Raw genomic sequence first — 23,003 nt, forward strand, 5'->3', positions numbered from 1 at the left:
GTGAACGGTGTTCCGTCAGGCTGATCGAAAACGTCGGATCTGCAAGGATGAACGGCGTATCCATGTGTGAAGAGCAGTGAAGGAGATGGCTGTGTCGGGTATGTCGGCGGGCCGGTCAGCCATGCGGATGGGACCCGCTGAGCTGGTGCAGGCGGCGGCCATGGCTCGTCGCTTCTATCTGGAGGGCAAGTCCAAGATCCAGATCGCCGAGGAGTTCGGCGTGAGCCGCTTCAAGGTGGCCCGTGTCCTGGAGACCGCTCTCGAACGGGATCTCGTACGCATCGAGATCCGCGTCCCGGCCGAGCTGGACGCCGAGCGCTCCGACGCGCTCCGCGCCCGCTACGGCCTCAGGCACGCCGTCGTCGTGGAGTCCCCGGCCGACGCCGAGGAGTCCCCCGACCCGGAGAACCTCGGCGAGGTCGCCGCGGACCTGCTCGGCGAACTGGTCGACGAGGGCGATGTCCTCGGCCTCGCCTGGGGGCGCTCCACCATCCACATGGCGGCGGCCCTGGACCGGCTGCCCCCTGTACTGTGGTGCAGCTGACGGGCGTGTACGACGCCGGGACCGCCGAGCGCGGTTCGGTCGAGGCGGTACGGCGTGCCGCGCAGGTGTCAGGCGGTGACGCCCACCCCATCTACGCGCCGATGCTGCTGCCGGACGCGGCCACCGCGGCGGCGCTGCGCAACCAGACCGGGATCGCCCGGGCCTTCGAGTACTTCGACAAGGTCACGGTCGCCTGTGTCTCCATCGGCTCCTGGGAGGCGGGGATCTCGACGGTGCACGACATGCTCAGCGACGAGGAGCGCGGCCACTACGCCTCCCTCGGTGTCGCCGCCGAGATGTCCGCGCACCTCTTCGACGCCGAGGGCCACCGGGTCGGGCGGGACCTCGGCGAGCGGTGCATCACGGTCAAGGCCGACCAGCTCCGCCGCATCCCCGAGGTCGTCGCGATCGCGGGCGGGCAGCGCAAGGCGGCCGCGATCGACGCCGTGCTGCGATCGGGGCTGGTGACCAGCCTCGTCACCGACACCTCGGCGGCGGACTCCCTGCTGACGGCGGGGCAGACACCGCGGCCGGCCCGTAACCGGACGGACCCGGACAGGACCTGACGGCGCCTCTGACGCGGGTGGGGCGGACCGTGGCGGCACCGACGAGGTGGTGCCACGGTCCGCCCGTCGCGTTGTCACGGGGAGGAGGGCGGGATGTACTACACCGATGATCACCACGACCGGTTCAGCGCGGTCCTCCGAAGAAGGCGGTACGGAGATGAAGGCGGTACGGAGATGAGTGACAGCACGCTCGCCGAGGCGCTGGCCGTCGGCGGCTGGGTGCACATCGAGCTGGACCTGGGCGGCGTCGTGGACAAGCCCGCCTTCATGGACCGCTGCGCCCGCGCCCTCGACCTGCCCGAACACTTCGGCCGCAACTGGGACGCCCTCGCCGACTTCCTCACCGACCTGTCGTGGGCGCCGCCCGCGCGGGGACGGCTGCTCGTGGTCACCGACTGGCGGGAGTACGCGGGAGCCGAGCCGAACGACTGGAGCATCGCCCAGGAGGTCTTCGCCGAGGCCGCGGACCACTGGAAGCGCACCGCGAGCGAGCTGAAGGTGGTCCTGGCGCTGGGCGGGGCCGCATAGGACCCGGGCGCCGGGACCGGCCGCGCGACGGTTCGCTCCTCGGAGGATCCTCCGAGGCCGCCGAAGGGTCCTCTGGATGATCCGTCGGGGCCGCCCACATTCGCCGACATGGGACAATGAAGTACGTGCTCTTCCCCCTGGCGGTCCTGTCAGGGGGTCACCTCTGATCGACTGGGATGTGCGGCACGTGCGTTTCCTCAATGACATCCAGCCCGCGTACGACCTGACGTACGACGACGTATTCATGGTCCCGAGCCGCAGCGCCGTCGGGTCGCGGCAGGGCGTGGACCTGACCTCCCCGGACGGCACGGGCACCACCATCCCGCTCGTCGTCGCCAACATGACCGCCGTCGCCGGCCGTCGCATGGCCGAGACGGTCGCCCGGCGCGGCGGCCTCGTGGTCATCCCGCAGGACATCCCGCTCGAGGTCGTCACCGACGTCATCTCCTGGGTGAAGAGCCGCCACCACGTCCTCGACACCCCGATCGTGCTCAACCCGCACCAGACGGTCGCCGACGCGCTGGCTCTGCTGCCGAAGCGGGCGCACAACGCGGGCGTCGTCGTGGACGCGGAGCTGCGGCCCGTCGGTGTCGTCACGGACCAGGACCTCACCGGCGTCGACCGCTTCACCCAACTCGAAGTCGTCATGTCCCGGGACCTGTTGCTCCTGGACGCCGACATCGACCCGCGCGAGGCCTTCAACCGGCTCGACGCGGCCAACCGCCGGTACGCGCCCGCCGTCGACCGGGACGGCCGCCTCGCCGGCATCCTCACCCGCAAGGGAGCCCTGCGCGCCACGCTCTACACCCCGGCTGTCGACGCGAACGGCAGGCTCCGCGTCGCCGCCGCCGTCGGCATCAACGGCGACTTCGTGGGCAAGGCCGAGCAACTGCTCGACGCGGGCATCGACGCACTGGTCATCGACACCGCGCACGGCCACCAGGAGTCGATGATCGACGCGATCAAGCTGGTGCGCGACCTCGATCCCCGAGTACCGATCGTGGCGGGCAACATCGTCGCCGCGGAGGGCGTCCGGGATCTGATCGAGGCGGGCGCGGACATCGTCAAGGTCGGTGTCGGGCCCGGCGCGATGTGTACGACCCGCATGATGACCGGCGTCGGACGGCCGCAGTTCTCGGCCGTTCTGGAGTGCGCGGCCGAGGCGAAGAAGTACGGCAAGCACGTGTGGGCCGACGGTGGGGTGCGCCACCCCCGTGATGTGGCCATGGCGTTGGCGGCGGGCGCGTCGAACGTGATGATCGGATCCTGGTTCGCGGGGACGTACGAGTCGCCGGGGGACCTTCAGCAGGACGCCAGTGGGCGGCTCTACAAGGAGTCGTTCGGGATGGCCTCCGCGCGGGCCGTGCGCAACCGCACGAGCGAGGAGTCGGCGTACGACCGGGCGCGCAAGGCGCTGTTCGAGGAGGGCATCTCCACGTCCCGGATGTTCCTCGATCCGGCCAGGCCGGGGGTCGAGGATCTGATCGACTCGGTCATCGCGGGGGTACGGTCGTCGTGCACGTATGCCGGGGCCGGCTCTCTGGAGGAGTTCGCCGCGCGGGCCGTGGTGGGTGTGCAGAGTGCGGCCGGGTATGCGGAGGGCAAGCCGTTGCACGCGAGTTGGGGTTAGGGCCCGCAGAGGAACAACATGCGGGCGAGTAGCGCACTGACCTGCGAAGTCAAGTTCAGGGCCAGTAAGTCAACTCTCTGCACGCCTTCAGGGCGCCTTCGAAACCGGTGGACGCGACAGTCCGCACGGGCCGTGCGATGAACCTACGCCTCTGTTCGATGTACGCAACGATCTTGCGAGAGTGCTCGCCGCCGCCGTTTCGCTCGGTCAGCTCGCCGACCCGGCGGGCATCGGTACCTCGTTCGCGTTCGCGCTGGTCAACGTGGCCGTCGTGATGCTGAGCGGACCCGGTCGGACATGCCGTGGACCTTTCGGGTGCCGTTGTCGCCGGTGCTGCCCGCGCTGGTCCTCGGGTTCTGTGTCCGGACGATGGGCAGCCTCGAAACCGTCGCCTGGGCCGTCTTCGGGGTCTGGATGGCCGTCGGGCTCGTGTTCTACTTCAGCTACGGCCGTCGCCGCTCCCGTCTCGCGACTCCTTCGACTCCAGAGAAGTGACCCACCCGCAGTGCTGAACGATCTCGACGAACGCATCGTGCACGCCCTCGCCGAGGATGCCCGCCGCTCCTACTCCGACATCGGCCAACTCGTCGGGCTCTCCGCGCCGGCGGTGAAACGGCGGGTGGACCGACTGCGGGCGGCCGGGGCGATCACCGGATTCACCGTTCGGGTGGACCCTGCCGCGCTCGGGTGGGAGACCGAGGGGTTCGTCGAGATCTACTGCCGGCGCAACACCTCGCCGGAGACGATCCAGCGGGGGCTGGAGCGGTACCAGGAGGTCGTCGCGGCGTCCACGGTCACGGGGGAGGCCGACGCGGTGGTGCAGGTGTTCGCCTCGGACATGCGGCACTTCGAGCGGGTGCTGGAACGGATCGCCGGAGAGCCGTTCGTCGAACGGACGAAGTCCGTGCTGGTGTTGTCGCCCTTGCTGCGGCGGTTTTCTTCGGGGGCGCCTGCCTGACAGTCCGGCGCGGTCGGTTCATCGGCGGGTGCGGGTGCGGGTGCGGGTGTTCGGGTGCCTGTGCGGGTTCGTAGGGGTTGACGTGCGGTTCTCCGTGCCTCTTTTCCGGCCGACGGGCGAAAGGTCGCCCCGCTCGCCTACCATCGGTGCCATGACCTGGCGACATTGACCCACCAGCCGTGCCTCCCGAGGGCCGCCTCGGACGCCGTATCCCCGACGTCCGAATCGCCCCTGCGGGAAGGCCTCATGACTCTCTCACCTGCTTGTGTGCCCGGCGCCGGAGACACCGGAAGCATCGGTGTCCGGCGGCTGACGGCCACGTTGTACGGCTACGCGTTCCTCGACGACTTCGTTCTGCTCTACCCGGTGTACGCACTGCTGTTCAGCGACACCGGACTGTCGATCTGGCAGCTCTCCTCGCTGTTCGCCCTGTGGTCCATCACCGGGATCCTGCTGGAGGTCCCCTCCGGCGCCTGGGCCGACACCGTCTCCCGACGGCTGCTGCTGTGGCTGGGTCCGCTGCTCACCGCAGTCGGCTTCGCCCTGTGGGTGATCGTCCCGTCCTACTGGGCCTTCGCCCTCGGCTTCGTCCTCTGGGGTGTGCGCGGCGCGATCGGCTCCGGTGCGCTGGAAGCGCTCGTCTACGACGAACTGGACCGGCTCGGCGCGGCCGACCGGTACGCGCGTGTCATCGGCCGGGCCCAGGCGGCCGGGATGGTCGCCGTGATGGCCGCGATGGGGCTGGCCGGGCCGGTGCTCAAGCTCGGCGGATACCCGGCCGTGGGCGCGGCGAGTGTGCTGGTGTGCGTGCTCACCTCGGTGGTGGCGACCCGGTTCCCCGAGCACCGGACGTCGGTGTCGGGCGGGGATGACCGGGCCTCCACGCTCATCACCCTGCGGGCCGGGCTCGCCGAGGTCCGCCGGGACCGGTCGGTGCGCGCGGCACTGCTCCTGGTGCCGGCCGTCGGCGCGGTCTGGGGCGCGCTCGACGAGTACACGCCGCTACTGGTCCGGGACACCGGTGTGGCCGAGCAGACGGTTCCGTATCTGCTGCTGGTGATCTGGGTGGGGCCGACGATCGCCAGCCTGCTGACCGGGCCGGGGGAGCGGCTGGGGGCGACCGGGCTCGGGGTGGTGCTCGCGGGATCGGCGTTCGCGCTGGCCGTGGGCGCGCTGCTGGGCACACCGGCCGGCATCGGGCTCGTGGCGGTCGCCTTCGGTGGCTTCCAACTGGTCGATGTCCTTGCCGGCGCGCGGCTCCAGGACCGGATCGAGGGGGCTCGTCGGGCGACTCTGACCTCCGTCGCGAGCATGGGGACGGAACTGGCCACGGTGGGGGTGTTCGCCGCGTACGCCGTGCTCGGCGCGTCCTTCGCGTCGCATGGGGTCGCGTTCGCCGTTCTCGCGGTGCCGTATCTGGTGACGGCGCTCGTGTTGGCGCGGAGGGACGCCTAGGCGTATGGCCCTGGGGAGTGGGGAAGGGGCGTCGGGCTGTGGTCGGCTGCGGGTTCGGTGCGGCTGGTCGTGCGGTTGCCCGCGCCCCTGGGGGCGCTGCCGAGGTGGGCGCGCAATGAATCTCCGTCCGTCTCCTTCCGCACGCAACGATTCGCCCGATGGTGCGCAACGGCTTCCGCTTGTCCGCCTCCGCGCGCCGACCGTACGGTCTATCCGGCCCCCGAACACCCCTTTGTCCCGGTGAGGAACACGCATGCGTACCGCCCTGTTGCAGAGCTCCGGCCGGCCCGGCTCGGTCGTCGCGAACCTCACGATGCTCGACGAGGCCGCGGAGCGGGCCGCCGCGGCCGGGGCGGGGCTGGTGGTGGCGCCGGAGATGTTCCTGACGGGGTATGCGATCGGCGATGACACCGAGCGGCTCGCCGAGGCGGCCGACGGTGACTCGGCCGACGCGGTCGCCGAGATCGCGGTGCGGCACGGGGTCGCGATCGCGTACGGCTATCCGGAGCGAGACGGTGAAGCGGTCTACAACTCGGCGCAGTTGGTCTCCGCCGACGGCGTCCGGCTGGCCGACTACCGCAAGACCCATCTCTTCGGCTGCTTCGAACGTGACCACTTCACGGCGGGTGAGCGGTCCGTCGTCCAGGCCGACCTGGGCGGGCTCCGCGTCGGCATCATGATCTGCTACGACGTGGAGTTCCCGGAGAACGTCCGGGCCCACGCCCTCGCCGGCACCGACCTGCTGGTGGTGCCGACGGCCCAGACGCATCCGTTCCAGTTCGTCGCCGAGTCGATGATCCCGGTGCGGGCCTTCGAGAACCAGATGTACGTCGCATACGTCAACCGGGTCGGCCGGGAAGGGGAGTTCGAGTTCGTCGGGCTCTCCACACTGGCCGGACCCGACGGGGTCGCGCGCACCCGCGCCGGACGCGACGAGGAACTCGTCCTCGCCGACGTCGACCCCGTCCTCCTGGCGGCCTCACGCGAGGCGAACCCGTATCTGGAGGACCGCCGCCCCGGTCTCTACGGGGCTCTCGTCTGAGACCGCCTCCCGAACCCCTCTCGTCGTTCTTGTCGCAAGGAGCCCGTACCCCATGACGTCCACCGTGCCCAACGCCATCGAGCACGCAGACGAGCAGCAGCCGCCGATCACCATGTTCGGCCCGGACTTCCCGTACGCCTACGACGACTTTCTGGCCCACCCGGCGGGTCTGGGCCGGGTACCGGCGACCGAGCACGGCACCGAGGTCGCGGTCATCGGCGGCGGGCTGTCCGGGATCGTGTCGGCGTACGAGCTGATGAAGATGGGGCTGAAGCCGGTCGTGTACGAGGCCGACCGGATCGGTGGGCGGCTGCGGACGGTGGGGTTCGAGGGCTGCGACGCGTCGCTCACCGCGGAGATGGGCGCGATGCGCTTCCCGCCGTCCTCCACGGCGCTCCAGCACTACATCGACCTGGTGGGGCTGGAGACCCGGCCCTTCCCCAACCCGCTCGCCGAGGCGACACCTTCGACCGTCGTCGACCTCAAGGGCGAGTCGCACTACGCCGAGTCGATCGACGATCTGCCGCAGGTGTACCGGGACGTCGCCGCCGCCTGGAACGCCTGCCTCGAAGCGGGCGCCGACTTCTCCGGCATGAACCGGGCGCTGCGCGAGCGCGACGTCCCGCGCATCCGGGAGATCTGGGCGAAGCTCGTCGAGAGGCTCGACAACCAGACCTTCTACGGCTTTCTCTGCGAATCCGAGGCCTTCAGGTCCTTCCGGCACCGCGAGATCTTCGGCCAGGTCGGTTTCGGCACGGGCGGCTGGGACACCGACTTCCCGAACTCCATCCTGGAGATCCTGCGGGTCGTGTACACCGAGGCCGACGACCACCACCGCGGCATCGTCGGCGGCAGCCAGCAGCTTCCGCTGCGGCTCTGGGAGCGCGAGCCGGAGAAGATCGTGCACTGGCCGTACGGGACGTCCCTGGCGTCCCTGCACAGGAACGGCGAGCCGCGCCCGGCCGTGACCCGGCTGCACCGCACGTCGGGCAACCGGATCACGGTGACGGACGCGAACGGCGACATCCGTACGTACCAGGCGGCGATCTTCACCGCCCAGTCCTGGATGCTGCTGTCGAAGATCGCGTGTGACGACTCGCTCTTCCCGATCGACCACTGGACGGCCGTCGAGCGCACCCACTACATGGAGTCCAGCAAGCTCTTCGTCCCCGTCGACCGGCCCTTCTGGCGGGACAAGGCCGTCGACGACAGGGGGAACCCGACCGGCCGGGACGTCATGTCGATGACGCTCACCGACCGTATGACGCGCGGGACCTACCTCCTCGACGACGGTCCGGACAGGCCCGCCGTCATCTGCCTCTCCTACACCTGGTGCGACGACAGCCTCAAGTGGCTGCCGCTGTCCGCGAGCGAGCGGATGGAGGTCATGCTGAAGTCGCTCGGCGAGATCTATCCGAACGTCGACGTCCGCAGCCACATCATCGGCAGTCCGGTGACCGTCTCCTGGGAGAACGAGCCCTACTTCATGGGCGCGTTCAAGGCCAACCTGCCCGGCCACTACCGCTACCAGCGGCGTCTGTTCACGCACTTCATGCAGGACCGGCTGCCCGAGGACAAACGGGGCATCTTCCTCGCCGGCGACGACATCTCCTGGACGGCCGGCTGGGCCGAGGGTGCGATCCAGACCGCCCTGAACGCGGTCTGGGGGGTCATGCACCAGTTCGGCGGCGCGACCGACGCCACCAACCCCGGGCCCGGGGACGTCTACGACGAGATCACGCCGGTGGAACTCCCGGAGGACTAGGGCCTGGTGGCGGGACCCGGACTCCGGAGGAGTGCTGAGACCGCGCGGGCTGGTCGGGTCAGTCCGGCAGCGGCGTCAGCAGCATGCGGCCCGCCAGGCCCACCGCCGCGTCGAGGCGGTGGCCGAACTCCTCGGCGAGATCGGGGAGTCCACGCAGCGCCCACAGCGCGCGGGCGGTCGACCAGGTGGCCTCCCGCGCCCGCTCCAGGCTCCACGCGCCGAGCAGGTGGGTGAGCGGATCGGCGATCTGGAGGAGATCGGGGCCCGGCATCAACTCCTCGCGGATACGCTCCTCCAGCGACACGAGGACATCGCCCACATGCTCGAACTCGTCCTCCAGCTCGACGGGTTCGCAGCCGAGCGTACGACAGGTGTCCACGACGGCCAGCGCCAGATCGTGCCCGATGTGCGCGTTGATGCCGGACAGGGCGAACTGCAGCGGTCGTACGCCGGGATGGTGCCGGAACTGCAGCAACGGCCGCCAGCAGGCGGGCGCACGGTCTCCCTCGGCGACCCGCAGATACCGCTCGGCGAAGAGCACGTCAAGGGTGATCGCGGCCTCCGCGTCCGGGAAGCAGCCGGCGTCGAGCCGTCGGTCGATGGCCTCGGTGACGGCGAGGTAGACGCGGTTGAAGACCGCCACGCCGTCCCGCTCGGGCAGGGCGGCGTCGAGGGCGCGCATGCGGGAGACGACTGTGTCCACAGAGCCCACGGAATTGGTGAAATGTTCCAACTGCGCCATAAGCGGCAGGGTCCCAGGCCCAGGCGGACACCGGTGCCGCCGTGCCCGGCGCTTCCCCGGAACGGGGTAACGCGGGTGCGGCGGGAAGTACGGAAGCCGGCCCAGCGTGGTCCGGGGAACAGGGGGGTCACCACGTGTCGGACTTACGCGCCCAACGCCTGGCCGCTACCTCTGGGTGAAACTCCCGGGCGAGTCCGACGGCTGCCGGGGGAGAGCGGTGGCCTTCTCAGGGGGTACGCGTACGAACTGGCGCGCGGGTGAGGGGCGGACCGGACGGCTTCCGGCGGGAGCCGTCACCGCGCTGACGTACGCGTGCCGGAACCCGCGTCTTCGTTCGGCTGGAGTCGGGCACCCAGCGGCCGGCCTCGCGTGGCCGACCGCCTCAAGGCTTCGGGCTCGGAACCGCCGTGTCCCGGCGGTCGACCCGAGGGCGGTCCCGGTCGCCGGTGCGCAGTACGCCCGCGAAGACGACCAGCCCGCACGACAGCACCGTCACCAGGCCGAACGACACGACCAGGCTGGTCAGTTGCGCCAGACCGCCGATCGCGCTCGGCGCGACCAGCCCCGAGGTGTAGGTGATCGTCGCGACGCCCGCGATGGCCTGGCTGGGGTTCGGCCCGCTGCGGCCGGCGGCGGCGAAGCAGAGGGGGACGACGACCGCGATGCCCAGACCCATCAACGCGAAGCCGCCCATCGCGACCGCCGGATGGTTCGCGACGACGATGAGCAGACCGCCGAGTGCGGCGAGGACACCGCCCGCCCGTACGGTGCGGACCGCGCCGAAACGGTCGACCACCGCGTCGCCCGCGATCCGGGCCACCGCCATGGTCAGCATGAAGCCGGTGGTGCACGCCGCCGCGAGCCCGGCCGAGGTCTCCAACTGGTCCCGCAGATAGACCGCCGACCAGTCCAGGGCCGCCCCCTCCGCGAACACCGCGCAGAACCCGACCGCGCCGATCAGCAGCGCCGGCTTCGGCGGCAGCGCGAACCGGGGCGGCGGTTCCTCGTCCTCGGTGGGCCGGAGGTCCAGCACCCACTGACAGGCGACCAGACCGAGGACGGTGAGCGCGCCCGCCGCCAGCGCGTGGTGCAGGCGGGCGTCCGAGCCGAGGTGCGCGGCGAGTGTGCCCGCCGCCGCGCCGACGAGGGCGCCCGCACTCCACATGCCGTGCAGACCCGACATGATCGACTTTCCGAGGCGGTTCTCGACCTCCACGCCGAGCGCGTTCATCGCGACGTCCGCCATGCCGGCCGTCGCGCCGTACACGAACAGCGCGAGGCAGAGCGTCCACAGGTTCGGCGCGAGAGCCGGCAGGATCAGCGCGATCGTCCACAGTGAGATCAGCCCGCGCAGCGCCGTGCGGGCGCCGAAGTGGTGGCTGACCCGGCCCGCGAGCGGCATCGCCAGGGATGCGCCGATCGCCGGGAAGGCGAGCGCGAGGCCCAGCTGACCCGCGCTGACCTGCGCGTGGTCCTGGATCCACGGCACGCGGGTCGCGAACGAGCCGGTCACGGCACCATGCACGGCGAACACGGCCGCCACGGCGTACCGAGCCCGCCTCACCTCGCGCTGCTCGAAGCCCACGGCGCTCATCCTCCGCCCTCCCTGACTCCTCGGTGTCCCCGGATTCTCCTGGGATCCGTGCTCTCGGCGCCCGGGGCTTCCCAGCGCCGCAGTAAACTATCAGGAAGCTTGCCTGATAGGTAGGGTGCAGTCGCCGGAGGGTCACGGGCCGTACGGCGTCGCCGATCTGGGAGGATCCCGGCATGCCCGCATCACCCAGCACCGCCCGGGCCATCAACGACCGGCTCGCCCTGCGGCTGCTGCAACAGGAAGGGCCACTGACGGCAGGGCGGTTGAAGCAGCTCACCGGTCTGTCCCGGCCCACGGTCGCCGACCTCGTGGAGCGCCTCACGGCCGCGGGGCTGATCGAGGTCGTGGGGGAGTCGGGGGAGCAGCGGCGTGGGCCCAACGCCCGTCTCTACGGCATCGTCGCCGACCGGGCGCATCTCGCCGCCCTCGATGTGCGTACCGAGGGCGTCACGGTGGTCGTCGCCGACCTGCTCGGTACGGAGCTGGCGCGGGCGTCCGTCCCGATCGCGGACGGCACGGGCACGGGACCGGCGGTGGAGCAGGCGGTCACGCTGATGGAGCGCGCCGCGAAGGAGGCGGGCGCCGACCGGCTGCACACCGTGGTGATCGGCGCGCCCGGTCTGATCGACCCGGCCACGGGCGAGCTCCGCGACTCCATCGGCCTGCCCGAATGGCACCGCCGCCTGGTCGCCGCCCTCGTGGAACGCCTTCCCGCCCGTGTCCTCGTCGAGAACGAGACCAACCTCGCCGCGCTCACCGAACAACGCGACGGTGCCGCCCGCGACCGCGACACCTTCGTCCTCCTCTGGCTCGGCCTCGGCACCGGCGCCGCCGTCGTCCTCGACGGTCGCCTGCGCCGCGGCGCCTCCGGCGGCACCGGCGAGATCGGCTTCCTCCCGGTCCCGGGCACACCGACGCTCCCCTCGACCACCGACTGCGACGGCGGCTTCCACTCCCTCGGCGGCGCGACCGCAGTGGCCGCACTGGCCGCCGCCCACGGCGTCGCGGCCGACACCACGGGCACCGAGCCCCATGCGGCAACGTTGGTACGGGTGGCTGCGGCGAGGATTTCGACGGACGTGACAGACGGGCCGGGCCCCCCGCCGAGTGGGAGTGACCTCTCGACGGGTCCGGCGGAGGCCGGGAGTCGTCGAGAGGGGGCGCCGAGCCCATGGGCGGGGGTCGGGCGTCGTCCTGCGGCTGCCGAGGGTTCGTCCGTGGAGGCGGCGGCTCCTTCCGCGGGAGCCCCGGGCTCATCGGCGGAGCCCGCGAGTCGTCCTGCGGACGCGGTGGGCCCGCCGCTTGAGGCGACGGGTTCCTCGGTCGAGACCGGGAGTGGTTCAGCGCATGGTGTAGGCGGTTCGGTGCTGGTGGTGGGCTCGTCGGTGGACGTGGGGGGTCGTTCGGCGGGTGCCGTGTGCCCATCGGGGGAGGATGAGGGCCGCCCTTCGGACGGCGCAGGGAGTCGTTCGGTGTCGGCGGCGAGGCCATCAGACGATGGCGCGTGCCGTTCGGTACCGGAGGCGAGTTCGTCGGCGGATGCCGGAAGCCGTTCGTCGCCCGTGGCGCCCCCTTTGCCGCCCGGGCCCGGCCCCTCCACGGCGCCCGGCCCCTCCTCAGCCGGCCCTCACGCCCGCTTCCTCGACGCCCTGGCCGACCGCCTCGCCATAGGTGTCGCCTCCGTCGTCGCCGTCCTTGACCCCGGCTGTGTGGTGCTCGGCGGTGAGGTCGGGCAGGCCGGTGGGGACGCCTTGGCGGCGCGGGTGGCGGCGCGGCTGGCGGCCATGTCACCGCTGCCGACCGAGGTGCGGTCCAGCGGTCTCGGCGGGGCCGCCGTACTGCGGGGCGCGTTGCTCATGGCCCGGGAGGCGGCTCAGGACGAGCTGTTCGCGCCGGACGGCGCGGTGAGCAGGACACCGCGCCGTCGCTGACGGCACGGTGTCACAGAGCGCCGACCCTGCCATGTGGCCCGCTCAGTGCGTCTTCCCGTCCCCGAACCGCTCCGCCAGGTGCTCCCAGAACGTTCCCCTTCCCACGGCCGCCCCGGCGTGAGGTGTCCCCCGCTCCGGAAGCCCTGGTACGCCTTGCCGAACAGAGGCACGTTCAGCAGACGGCGTAGACGGCCGGTGGCCGTCAGGTAGGCGCGGGCCAGGTCGGGGAAGGCCAGGATCTCGGGGCCGCCCATGTCGTCGACGCGTCCGTCACGGCCAGTTCCGCAAGACGGTCGGCGACCTCGGCGACGGCGACGGGCTGGTCGCCGGTGCCAGGGAACTGACCCTTGGTCAGGGGCATCGGAATCCCCTCGGCGTCCGCTGAGGATGTCCAGGGGCGGGGCTTGTGAGCCACCCCACAGCCTTCACCCGCATGGGTGCCGATCAGGCGTGGCACACTGGCCATGTACCAGAAGCAGCGCACTCCGGGGTCGGTGAAAGTCCGAACCGGCGGTTATAGTCCGCGACCCGGCCGCTTCCAGCGGCCGGTTGATCAGGTGAAATTCCTGGACCGACGGTTAAAGTCCGGATGGGAGGCAGTGCGCGGCGGGCGGGCATGCGTGCGCGCCGCCGTCTGTTTTCGGTCTGCCCCGCCAGGGGTGGGCCTTCACACGGCGTCGCTCCCCGTGTCGCGGTCCGTTCATGTCTGTCGTCTCGACAGCCCCGGAGTCCGTGCCCCACAGAGGCAGGAGGACCCGGGAAGTGTTCACCGGAATCGTCGAAGAGCTGGGTGAGGTCACCGCCGTCGAGAACCTCGGCGACTCCTCCCGCTTCCGCCTGCGCGGCCCCGCCGTCACACAGGGCGCGCGCCACGGCGACTCCATCGCCGTCAACGGCGTCTGTCTCACGGTCGTGGAGCACGAGGACGACTGGTTCACCGCCGACGTCATGGCGGAGACCCTCGAACGCTCCAGCCTCGGCGCCCTCACCGTCGGCTCCCGCGTCAACCTCGAACGCCCCATGGCCGTCGGCGAGCGCCTCGGCGGGCACATCGTGCAGGGCCATGTCGACGGCACGGGCAAGGTCGTCGAGCGCAAGCCGTCCGACAACTGGGAGATCGTGAAGATCTCGCTCCCCGCGGATCTCACCCGGTACGTCGTCGAGAAGGGCTCCATCACCGTCGACGGCATCAGCCTCACCGTCGTCGACGCCGGCCCCGACTACTTCACCGTCAGCCTCATCCCGACCACCCTCGACCTGACTACGCTCGGCCGCAAGCAGCCCGGCGACCCGGTCAACCTCGAAGTCGACGTCATCGCCAAGTACGTCGAGCGGCTGCTGGGCACCCAGGGGACGGCGCGGTGAACTCGCTGAACTCGGTGGCCTTCACGGCCTTCGGCCAGCAGATCCTCTGGTCGGACATGATCGGCAACATCCTCGGCCTGATCGCCCTCGCCCTCGGCGCGATCCGCTCCCTGTGGAACTGGCCCGTGCAGTTCCTCTCCGGCCTCATCCTCTTCGGCGCCTTCGTCGGCCACCTGACCGGCAGCGCCGGCAAGCAGGTCATCGTCATGGCCGTCGCCGCGTACGGCTGGTGGCAGTGGAACCGTACGAAGGGACAGACGGCGGACGGCGCCATCGCCCCAAGGTTCGCCACCTGGCGCGAGCGCGGCTGCCTGATCGCCGGCGCCGTGCTCGGCACCCTCGCCGTCGGCGGCCTCTTCACCGCTTACCCGAGCCTGTCCTGGGACCCCTGGCCGGACGCCTACATCTTCACCGGCACCGTCGTCGCCATGTACGCCCAGGCGCGCGGCATGGTCGAGTTCTGGTTCGCCTGGCTGCTGGTCGACCTCGTGGGCGTACCGCTCAACTTCGCCAACGGCTACGCGTTCTCCGGTTTCGTCTACATCGTCTACGGCGTGCTCGTCCTGTGGGGCATGCGCGACTGGTGGCTGCGCACCCGCAAGCCCGCCCCGGAAGGAGCCCCGGCATGACCACGGCACCGATCCTCTACAGCACCGACGACATCGAGGACCTCGCACTCGACCCCGTCGAACAGGCCATCGCCGACATCGCGGCGGGCCGCCCGGTCGTGGTCGTCGACGACGAGGACCGGGAGAACGAGGGCGACCTCGTCGTCGCCGCCGAGAAGGCCACCCCCGAGATCGTCGCCTTCATGATGAGTGAGTGCCGGGGCATGATCTGCGCCCCCATGGAGGGCGACGAGCTGGACCGGCTCGAACTGCCGCAGATGGTGCAGCAGAACACCGAGTCGATGCGCACGGCCTTCACCGTGACCGTGGACGCCGCCCCCCGGCACGGCGTCACCACCGGCATCTCCGCCTCCGACCGTGCCACCACGCTCCAACTCCTGGCGAGCGGCACGGCCGAGCCGGGCGACTTCGTCCGCCCCGGCCACATCTTCCCGCTGCGTGCCAGGTCCGGCGGGGTGCTCGTGCGCGACGGCCATACCGAGGCCGCCGTCGATCTGGCCCGCCTCGCGGGGCTGCGGCCGGCCGGCGCCATCGTCGAGATCGCCGGTGAGGACGGCCGCATGCTGCGTCTGCCCGAGCTGATCCCGTTCGCCCGCAAGCACGGCCTGACGATCATCTCCATCGAGGACCTGATCGCCTACCGCCGCAGCTCCGAGCCCACGGTCAAGCGCGAGGCGAAGACCCAACTCCCCACCGTGTTCGGCGACTTCACGGCATACGGCTATCGCTCCACCGTCGACGGCGTCGAGCACGTCGCCCTCGTCCACGGCGAGCTCGGCGAGGGTGAGGACGTCCTCGTCCGCGTCCACTCCGAATGCCTCACCGGCGACGTCTTCCACTCCCTGCGCTGCGACTGCGGCCCCCAGTTGGAGACCTCACTCGAACGCATCGCCACCGAGGGCCGGGGCGTCGTGGTCTATCTGCGCGGCCACGAGGGACGCGGCATCGGACTGCTGTCCAAGCTGCGCGCGTACGAACTCCAGGAGCGAGGCCGCGACACCCTCGACGCCAACCTGGAGCTGGGCCTGCCCGCCGACGCCCGGGACTACGCCGCCGGCGCCCAGATCCTCCTGGACCTCGGCGTCCGCAGCCTCCGGCTGATGACGAACAACCCCGAGAAGACCGACGCCCTCGTCCGGCACGGCCTCACGGTCACCGACCGCGAGCCGATGCCCGTCCGCGCGGGCGAGCACAACCTCCGCTATCTGCGCACCAAGCGTGACCGCATGGGCCACGACCTGCCCTGGCTGGACCCGACGACCGTGTCCGCCACCTGCGGCGACCAGTGAGACGACAGTAAGACCAGCGAGAACGAGTTTCAGGAACCAAGGAGCAACGTGAGCGGCAAGGGCGCACCCGAACTGTCCGTACGCAACTGCGGCGACCTGCGCGTCGCGGTCATCGCGGCCCAGTGGCACGAGAAGGTGATGGACGGCCTCGTAGAAGGCGCCCTGCGCGCCCTGCGCGACCTGGGCATCGACGAGCCGACACTGCTGCGGGTACCCGGCAGCTGGGAACTCCCCGTCGTCGCCAAGGTCCTCGCCGGGCGCGGCTACGACGCGATCGTCGCCCTCGGCGTCGTCGTCCGCGGCGGCACCCCCCACTTCGAGTATGTGTGCCAGGGAGTCACCCAGGGCCTCACCCAGGTCTCCGTCGACACCGGCGTCCCCGTCGGCTTCGGCGTGCTGACCTGTGACACCGAGGAGCAGGCCCTGGACCGCGCGGGTATCGAGGGCTCCAACGAGGACAAGGGCCACGAGGCGGTGACGGCCGCGGTGGCGACCGCGGCCACCCTCCGCTCAGTATCCGAACCCTGGCGGTAAGGCCGAGCGGAAACCACGTAGGCTGAGCACCACCATGTCCAAGAAGACGTTCGAGGAGCTGTACACCGAGCTCCAGCACAAGGCTGCCAACGGCGACCCCGCCACTTCCCGTACCGCGGAGCTGGTCGAGAAGGGCGTCCATGCCATCGGCAAGAAGGTCGTCGAAGAGGCCGCCGAGGTATGGATGGCCGCCGAGTACGAGGGCAAGGAAGCCGCCGCCGAGGAGATCTCGCAGCTGCTGTACCACGTCCAGGTGATGATGGTCGCCCGCGGCATCTCACTGGACGACGTGTACGCCCACCTCTGAGCCGTACCGCCGTAACACCGCACACACTCCGCCCGAACGAAGGAAGCTCGCCTCATGCTGCGCATCGCCGTCCCCAACAAGGGTTCCCTGTCCGGCCCTGCGGGGGAGATGCTGCATGAGGCCGGCTACCAGCAGCGTCGGGAGTCCAAGGAACTGCGGATCGTCGACCCGCAGAACGAGGTCGAGTTCTTCTACCTCCGCCCCCGTGACATCGCCATCTACGTCTCCTCCGGCCGCCTCGACATCGGCATCACCGGCCGCGACCTCCTCTTCGACTCCGGCGCCAACGCCGAGGAGATCCTGGCGCTCGGCTTCGCCCGCTCCACCTTCCGGTTCGCCGGCAAGCCGGGCACGGCGAACGGCGTCGCGGACCTGAAGGGCATGACGGTCGCCACCTCGTACGAGGGAATCGTCGCGGGGCACCTCGCCGACAACGGCATCGACGCCTCCGTCGTCCACCTCGACGGCGCCGTCGAGACCGCCATCGAGCTGGGTGTCGCCGAGGTCATCGCCGACGTCGTCGAGACCGGCACCTCGCTGCGCAACGCCGGTCTGGAGGTCTTCGGCGACCCGATCATGAAGTCCGAGGCCATCGTCGTCCGCCGCGTCGGCGCCGACACCACCACGGAGAACGAGCCCAAGGTGCAGCAGTTCCTGCGCCGCCTCCAGGGCGTCCTCGTGGCCCGGACCTACGTGATGATGGACTACGACTGTCGCGTCGAGCAGTTGGAGAAGGCCGTCGCGCTCACGCCGGGCCTGGAGTCGCCGACCGTCTCGCCGCTGCACAACGAGGGCTGGGTCGCCGTCCGGGCCATGGTCCCGGCCAAGGAGGCCCAGCGGATCATGGACGACCTGTACGACATCGGTGCCCGGGCCATCCTGACCACCGCCATCCACGCCTGCCGCCTCTGACGGCCTGGGAGTAGTACGCCATGCCGGACCAGCCCTCCTTGCCCGCTCTCCCGGTCACTTTTCGGCCGGGCCGCACCCGGGCCGTGCTGCTGACCGCAGCCGGCGCGATCTTCGTGGTCATCACGGTGGTCGCGCTGCTGCTGCCGACGCTCGGTCCGGGGGAGCGACTCAGCTTCGTGTTCACGGCGGCCCTGCTCGCCGGGGTGCTGTGCCTGCTGTCCCGGCCCAAGGTGGTCGCCGACGAGTCCGGCGTCACCGTCGTCAACATCGCCGGGAGGCGGCAGCTGGGCTGGGCGCAGATCGTGCAGGTCAACCTGCGTGTCGGTGACCCCTGGGTCTTCCTCGACCTCACCGACGGCACCAGCCTGCCCGCGCTCGGCATCCAGCCGGGCATCGCCAAGCAGCGCGCCGTCGAGGACGCCCGCGCCCTGCGTGCGTTGGTGGAGGCCCGGTCGGTCGGCGAGCCCGAGCAGGGCCAGGGCTGAGCCGGGCCGGGGCCGGGGACGACCCCGAGCAAGATCAGGGCCGACTCAGGGCCGTCGCCCCTGCCGCACCGGCCCATGTCTTGATTAATCTGGTCGCGGAGGCGTTTTCGTCGCGCCTCCGCCTCTGCTGTTCCACCCCGGAAGGCGGAGGCTCCCTGCTATTCGAGGAGTGACTCCTTCCAGCGATGGACGGATCGTCCTGTAGTACCTGCGCCGCCCCCTCCCGGCATATCGAGGCGGCGGCATGACCATCCCCCTGCTGCTCCTCGCAGCCGCGTTCCTCCTGATCCTCGCCAACGGCTTCTTCGTGGCAGCCGAGTTCGGCCTCGTGACGGTCGAGCGGGCCGAGGCCGAGAAGGCCGCGGCCGAGGGCGACCGCCGGGCCCACAAGGTGGTGGGCGCGCTCAAGGAACTCTCCTTCCAGCTCTCCGGCACCCAGCTCGGCATCACCATCACCTCCCTCGTGGTCGGCATGCTCGCCCAACCGGCGCTCGCGGAGATACTCCACGGCCCGTTCACCGCCGTCGGCATACCCGAGGGCGCGGTGCCCGGCGTCGCCGTGGTCGTCGGCATGCTGCTGGCCTCCGCCGTGCAGATGGTGATCGGCGAACTGGTGCCCAAGAACTGGGCGGTGTCCAGGCCGATGCAGGTGGCCCGCTTCGTGGCGGGCCCTCAACACGTCTTCTCCCGTCTCTTCCGCCCGGTCATCGCCGGCCTGAACGCGGTCGCCAACCACCTGGTCCGCGCCTTCGGCGTCGAACCCACCGACGAGCTGGCCTCCGCCCGCACCCCCGGCGAACTGGTCTCCCTGGCACGCCACTCCGCCCAGGCCGGCGCACTGGAACAGGACACGGCCGACCTCTTCGTACGGACCCTCTCCCTGGGCGAACTGACCGCGGAGAACGTGATGACGCCGCGCGTGAAGGTCAGCGCTCTGCAGTCGTCGGCGACCGCCGAGGACGTGGTCAACCTGACCCGGGCCACCGGTCTGTCCCGCTTCCCCGTCTACCGGGAGCGGATCGACGAGATCGTCGGCATGGCCCACCTCAAGGACGCCCTCGCGATCCCGGCCCACGACCGGCTGCACACCCCGGTCGGCCGCATCGCCAAGTCCCCGCTGCTCGTCCCGGAGACGCTGCCCGTGCAGCCGCTCCTGGCCCTGCTGCGCAACGAGCAGCCCATCGCCGTCGTCGTCGACGAGTACGGCGGCACGGCCGGGGTCGTGACCCTGGAGGACATCGTCGAGGAACTGGTTGGCGAGGTGCGCGACGAGCACGACGGACACGACCTGCCCGAACTCGCCGCCGCCCCGCACGAGGACGGCCGCCCCGCCTGGGACGTCGACGGCAGCTGCCGCGTCGACGTGCTCCAGCGCATAGGCCTCGACGTGCCGGAGGGCCCGTACGAGACGGTCGCCGGGCTCGTCGCCGACCTGCTCGGCCGTATCCCGGTACCGGGGGACAAGGCGTCACTGCCCGGCTGGCGGCTGGCGGTACGACAGGTCGGGCACTACCGCGCCGAGCGCGTACGACTGGCACGGACCGCGGACGCCACGGCCTCCCCCACCGTGGTGGAGGCGGCCCGATGAGCGTGCTCCAACTCCTGTTCGCGCTGCTCCTCGTGCTCGCCAACGGCTTCTTCGTCGGCGCCGAGTTCGCCCTGGTATCCGTCCGCCGCAGCCAGATCGAACCACTCGGCACCGCGCGGGCCCGGCAGGTCCTCCACGGCCTGGAGAACCTGCCACAGATGATGGCGGCGGCCCAGTTCGGCATCACCGTCTGCTCGCTGACGCTCGGCGCGGTGGCCGAGCCGACGGTGGCGAAGCTGCTGGAACCGGTGTTCGAGGCGATCCACCTGCCGCACGGCGTCATCCACCCGCTCGGGTATGTGATCGCGCTGGCCGTGGTGGTCTTCCTGCACCTCGTCGTCGGCGAGATGCTGCCGAAGAACCTGGCGATGGCGGCGCCGGAGAGGACGGCGCTGTGGCTGAGCCCCGCGCTGGTGGCCTTCGCCCGTCTCTGCAAGCCGGTGACGGTGGGCCTCGGTGCCTGCGCCCGGGTGATTTTGAAGCTCTTCCGCGTCGAGCCCAAGGACGAGGTCGAGGCGGTCTTCACCAGTGTCCAACTGGGCCGGCTGGTCGAGGACTCGGGCCAGGCCGGGCTGCTCGACCCCGAGGAGCAGGAACGTCTGGAGGACGCGCTGGAGCTGGGCTCCCGCCCGGTGACGGACGTGCTGCTGAAGCGCGACCTGCTGGTGACGGTGGGCCCCTCGGTGACCCCCGCCCAGGTCGTGGCGCTGACCGTCCGCACGGGGTACTCCCGCTTCCCGGTCGTCGCGGAGAACGGCGCCTTCATGGGCCGCTACCTCCATGTCAAGGACGTCCTCGACCTGGAGGACTCCGACCGCGCCGTCCCCCAGTACATCTGGCGCCCCATGACCACCCTCCGCTCCGAACTCCCCCTCGACGACGCGCTGACCGTCATGCGCCGCGCCGCCACGCATCTGGCCCAGGTGGCCGACGCCTCCGGCAAGGTCCTGGGCCTCGCCGCCCTGGAGGACGTCCTGGAGCTGCTCGTCGGCGAGGTCCGCGACCCGGCCCACCGGGTGGCTCCGCCGGTGCGACTGACGGAGCCGAGGGGCAGTGAGACCCCGGAGGAGGTTCTGGCCGGCTGACTCAGCCCAGGACCCCGAGTCTTGAGCGGGGTGGACGGGGCGGGACGGGTAGGGGTGGCGGGGCGAGAATTCTCGGCCCGCCACCTGCCTCACCGAGCCGAAGGATCCTGCGGCCCCCGCCCTGACAGCACCTCCCCGTACGCCTGCATCAGATCCGGCAGCCGAAGCGTCGAAAGATCGTCCCGCGTCGGAATCGACGGATACCCCGACAGCCGCAGATCCCGGTACGCACAGCTCTTCTCGTACAGCGTCCGCAGAAACCGACCGTTGCCGAGTTCGTCGATCCACCCCTGATCGACGACGTGACCGGAGATGGACCGCAGCTCGTCGAGGGCTTCCTCGTCCCACGCGTCCCCGTTCTCGGCGGCGAGCACCTCGCCGATGGAGGTCAGCTCCAAGGGCCGGTAGGAGGGGAAATCGACCCGCGTCGTGAAGCGCGAGGAGAGACCGGGGTTCGCGGCCAGCAGCCGGTCCATGCCCTCCGGATAGCCCGCGAGGATCACCACCAGATGGTCCCGGTTGTCCTCGGCCCGCTTCAGCAGCACCTGCAACGCCTCGTCGCCGTACGCATCGCCCTTTCCGTAGCCGGAGTTGGACAGCGAGTACGCCTCGTCCACGAACAGCACGCCACCGATCGCCGAGTCGATCAGCTCGTTGGCCTTCACGGCGGTCTGGCCGAGGTACTCGCCCACCAGATCCGCGCGCTGCGCCTCGACGAGGTGTTCGCCGCCCAACAGCCCGAGCGCGTAGAAGACACGGCCCAGTATTCGCGCCACGGTCGTCTTCCCGGTCCCGGACGGCCCGGAGAAGACGAAGTGGCGCTTCGGCGGCTGCACCGGCAGCCCCTGCCCCGCCCGCAGACGCGCCATGTTCAGCTGCGCGGACAACGCCTTGACCTGCCGCTTCACCGGCTCCAGTCCGACCATCCGCTCCAGTTCCGCGAGCGCCTCCTCCAGCAGCTCCGGATCCGTCGGCCCGGTCGGCAGGGACACCGGCTCCACCGGCACCACGGACTTCTCCCGCACGAAGGTGTCGCCGGCCTCGGGTGGCAGCCCGCCCGGCGGCGGCAGACCGGGATCGGAGACCTTCACGTCCCGTCCGTCGGTGTCGAAGAACGGCTCCAGCCCTTCGCCGTCGAGCACGTCCTGCCCGGTCCCGGTGAGCGCGATCGCCGCGAAGTCGGTCCCGTCGTCGTACCCGTCCCCCTCGGCGATCGCCGTCAGCCGCGCGGAGGTGTCCATGAACGCGGGGTCGACCCGGTGCACGGCCCGGTAGAGCGGTAGCGCGGCGGCGCTGCGCCCCGTGCCCTCGTGGGCCCGGGCCAGCCAGTACCGCAGCTCCTTGCGCTGCGGCTGCTCGCTGCGGCAGCGCATCAGCGCGGCGGAGAGCAGCGGTTCGGCCTGCCCGTACGTCTCCAGGCGGACCCGGGCCATCCCGCCGAACAGGCCCGCCTCGATGCCCAGCAGCGGATCGTCGAGCAGCGGATCGGTGTGCCGGACCAGCTGCTCCCAGTCCTTGACCAGGTAGGCGCGGCAGGCGTGCAGGAAGCGCACCTGGTGGTCCGCGTCGACCGGTGGCAGCCCCGCGAGCGCCCGGTCCAGCTCGGGCACATGGCGCCCGTCCAGCCAGTGCGAGGCGTGCGCGAGGAGCAGATCACGCGGGCTCTCCAGCACCGGCTGAACCCACCAGCCGAGCCAGTACCAGGAGTTGAGGGTTCGCCGGTGGCGGGCGCGCTGCTCCCCGAAGCGCTCCCGGTGCCGGAACATCCTCAGCAGCGCGGTCGTCGTGTCCACCCGCAGCGCGTGCAGTCCCAGCCAGCCGTCGGCCATGCCGGGATCCATCCGCACCGCGGCGCGGAACTCCTCCTCCGCCTGCGGATAGGCGCCCATGGTGTAGGCGTCCACGCCTCGCAGCCAGGCGAGGTCGGCCGGGGCCTCGGGGCCCCGCGAGCCGAAGTCCATCACGTCCCCCACAAACCGTGCCCCCGTTGGAAACCGAACGGGCCGGTGCCCGTCGGCAGCCTTCATCGAACCGCTGTGCCGCGGACGGGAGTT

At 70.9% G+C, this 23,003-nt stretch carries 18 protein-coding genes, 5 pseudogenes and 1 riboswitch; of the genes and pseudogenes, 19 read left to right on the top strand and 4 right to left on the bottom strand.

Features of this window, described 5'->3' with window-relative positions:
• The first annotated feature begins 100 nt into the window (after positions 1-100).
• From WBG99_RS30310 to WBG99_RS30345, 8 genes and pseudogenes are all read left to right on the top strand, one after another.
• Positions 101-1,110, top strand: a pseudogene (locus WBG99_RS30310) (sugar-binding domain-containing protein).
• A gap of 174 nt (positions 1,111-1,284) precedes the next feature.
• Positions 1,285-1,638 carry a barstar family protein gene (locus WBG99_RS30315; RefSeq protein WP_338899362.1) on the top strand — a complete coding sequence of 118 codons (354 nt, stop codon included), beginning with the start codon at positions 1,285-1,287 and terminating at the stop codon, positions 1,636-1,638.
• A 187-nt stretch (positions 1,639-1,825) separates the two neighbouring features.
• On the top strand, positions 1,826-3,268 hold the full coding sequence (locus tag WBG99_RS30320; protein ID WP_338899364.1) for a GuaB1 family IMP dehydrogenase-related protein: 1,443 nt from the start codon (positions 1,826-1,828) through the stop codon (positions 3,266-3,268).
• 181 nt (positions 3,269-3,449) lie between these two features.
• A pseudogene (locus WBG99_RS30325) lies at positions 3,450-3,763 on the top strand (amino acid permease C-terminal domain-containing protein); the annotation flags it as partial.
• A gap of 10 nt (positions 3,764-3,773) precedes the next feature.
• A complete protein-coding gene (locus tag WBG99_RS30330) occupies positions 3,774-4,226 on the top strand; it encodes an Lrp/AsnC family transcriptional regulator (protein WP_338899365.1) in 453 nt (150 codons plus the stop codon).
• Between the two features lie 246 nt (positions 4,227-4,472).
• The gene (locus WBG99_RS30335; RefSeq protein ID WP_338899367.1) at positions 4,473-5,681 is read left to right on the top strand and encodes an MFS transporter; all 1,209 of its coding nucleotides are present in this window, start codon (positions 4,473-4,475) and stop codon (positions 5,679-5,681) included.
• 253 nt (positions 5,682-5,934) lie between these two features.
• Entirely contained in the window at positions 5,935-6,723 is a 789-nt protein-coding gene (locus tag WBG99_RS30340; RefSeq protein ID WP_338899369.1) for a carbon-nitrogen hydrolase family protein, read from the top strand.
• 52 nt (positions 6,724-6,775) lie between these two features.
• Positions 6,776-8,488, top strand: coding sequence for an NAD(P)/FAD-dependent oxidoreductase (locus WBG99_RS30345; protein ID WP_338899371.1), 1,713 nt, complete (start codon positions 6,776-6,778; stop codon positions 8,486-8,488).
• Positions 8,489-8,546: 58 nt separating this feature from the next.
• On the opposite strand, the gene WBG99_RS30350 is transcribed toward WBG99_RS30345, so the two are convergent.
• Positions 8,547-9,230, bottom strand: a complete 684-nt coding sequence (locus WBG99_RS30350) for a DUF5995 family protein (protein ID WP_338899373.1) — start codon at positions 9,228-9,230, stop codon at positions 8,547-8,549.
• A gap of 382 nt (positions 9,231-9,612) precedes the next feature.
• Entirely contained in the window at positions 9,613-10,824 is a 1,212-nt protein-coding gene (locus tag WBG99_RS30355; RefSeq protein WP_338899375.1) for an MFS transporter, read from the bottom strand.
• Between the two features lie 173 nt (positions 10,825-10,997).
• Between WBG99_RS30355 and WBG99_RS30360 the strand changes: the two are divergent.
• Positions 10,998-11,882 (top strand): annotated as a pseudogene (locus WBG99_RS30360) (ROK family transcriptional regulator); the annotation flags it as partial.
• Positions 11,883-12,455: 573 nt separating this feature from the next.
• Positions 12,456-12,755 (top strand): annotated as a pseudogene (locus WBG99_RS30365) (ROK family protein); the annotation flags it as partial.
• Between the two features lie 42 nt (positions 12,756-12,797).
• On the opposite strand, the pseudogene WBG99_RS30370 reads toward WBG99_RS30365, so the two are convergent.
• Positions 12,798-13,080: pseudogene (locus WBG99_RS30370) on the bottom strand (nucleoside-diphosphate sugar epimerase); the annotation flags it as partial.
• A 151-nt stretch (positions 13,081-13,231) separates the two neighbouring features.
• A riboswitch (FMN riboswitch) is annotated at positions 13,232-13,362 on the top strand.
• A gap of 155 nt (positions 13,363-13,517) precedes the next feature.
• Here WBG99_RS30370 and WBG99_RS30375 point away from each other — a divergent pair.
• The 9 genes from WBG99_RS30375 to WBG99_RS30415 all read left to right on the top strand — a co-directional run bounded on the left by WBG99_RS30375 (position 13,518) and on the right by WBG99_RS30415 (position 20,949).
• Positions 13,518-14,120 (top strand): riboflavin synthase, encoded by a 603-nt coding sequence (locus WBG99_RS30375; protein WP_338899377.1) that lies wholly within the window; start codon positions 13,518-13,520, stop codon positions 14,118-14,120.
• A complete protein-coding gene (locus WBG99_RS30380) occupies positions 14,117-14,749 on the top strand; it encodes a nicotinamide mononucleotide transporter family protein (RefSeq protein WP_338899379.1) in 633 nt (210 codons plus the stop codon). The genes WBG99_RS30375 and WBG99_RS30380 overlap by 4 nt, the downstream gene beginning before the upstream one ends.
• A complete protein-coding gene (locus WBG99_RS30385; RefSeq protein WP_338899380.1) occupies positions 14,746-16,038 on the top strand; it encodes a bifunctional 3,4-dihydroxy-2-butanone-4-phosphate synthase/GTP cyclohydrolase II in 1,293 nt (430 codons plus the stop codon). The genes WBG99_RS30380 and WBG99_RS30385 overlap by 4 nt, the downstream gene beginning before the upstream one ends.
• Positions 16,039-16,086: 48 nt before the next feature.
• Positions 16,087-16,572, top strand: coding sequence for a 6,7-dimethyl-8-ribityllumazine synthase (gene ribH, locus WBG99_RS30390; RefSeq protein WP_338899381.1), 486 nt, complete (start codon positions 16,087-16,089; stop codon positions 16,570-16,572).
• A gap of 34 nt (positions 16,573-16,606) precedes the next feature.
• Positions 16,607-16,879: a phosphoribosyl-ATP diphosphatase gene (locus WBG99_RS30395; protein WP_338899382.1), complete on the top strand. Its 273-nt coding sequence runs from the start codon at positions 16,607-16,609 to the stop codon at positions 16,877-16,879.
• A gap of 54 nt (positions 16,880-16,933) precedes the next feature.
• Positions 16,934-17,791 carry an ATP phosphoribosyltransferase gene (gene hisG / locus WBG99_RS30400; protein ID WP_338899383.1) on the top strand — a complete coding sequence of 286 codons (858 nt, stop codon included), beginning with the start codon at positions 16,934-16,936 and terminating at the stop codon, positions 17,789-17,791.
• 20 nt (positions 17,792-17,811) lie between these two features.
• Positions 17,812-18,276: a PH domain-containing protein gene (locus WBG99_RS30405; protein WP_338899384.1), complete on the top strand. Its 465-nt coding sequence runs from the start codon at positions 17,812-17,814 to the stop codon at positions 18,274-18,276.
• Between the two features lie 244 nt (positions 18,277-18,520).
• On the top strand, positions 18,521-19,864 hold the full coding sequence (locus tag WBG99_RS30410; protein ID WP_338899386.1) for a hemolysin family protein: 1,344 nt from the start codon (positions 18,521-18,523) through the stop codon (positions 19,862-19,864).
• Positions 19,861-20,949 carry a hemolysin family protein gene (locus tag WBG99_RS30415; RefSeq protein ID WP_338899387.1) on the top strand — a complete coding sequence of 363 codons (1,089 nt, stop codon included), beginning with the start codon at positions 19,861-19,863 and terminating at the stop codon, positions 20,947-20,949. The genes WBG99_RS30410 and WBG99_RS30415 overlap by 4 nt, the downstream gene beginning before the upstream one ends.
• Positions 20,950-21,038: 89 nt before the next feature.
• Here the strand turns inward: WBG99_RS30415 and WBG99_RS30420 are convergent, their stop codons facing one another.
• Positions 21,039-22,910, bottom strand: a complete 1,872-nt coding sequence (locus WBG99_RS30420) for an AAA family ATPase (protein ID WP_338899388.1) — start codon at positions 22,908-22,910, stop codon at positions 21,039-21,041.
• Positions 22,911-23,003: the final 93 nt, after the last annotated feature.

The organism is Streptomyces sp. TG1A-60 (genome assembly GCF_037201975.1).
Lineage (GTDB): Bacteria > Actinomycetota > Actinomycetes > Streptomycetales > Streptomycetaceae > Streptomyces.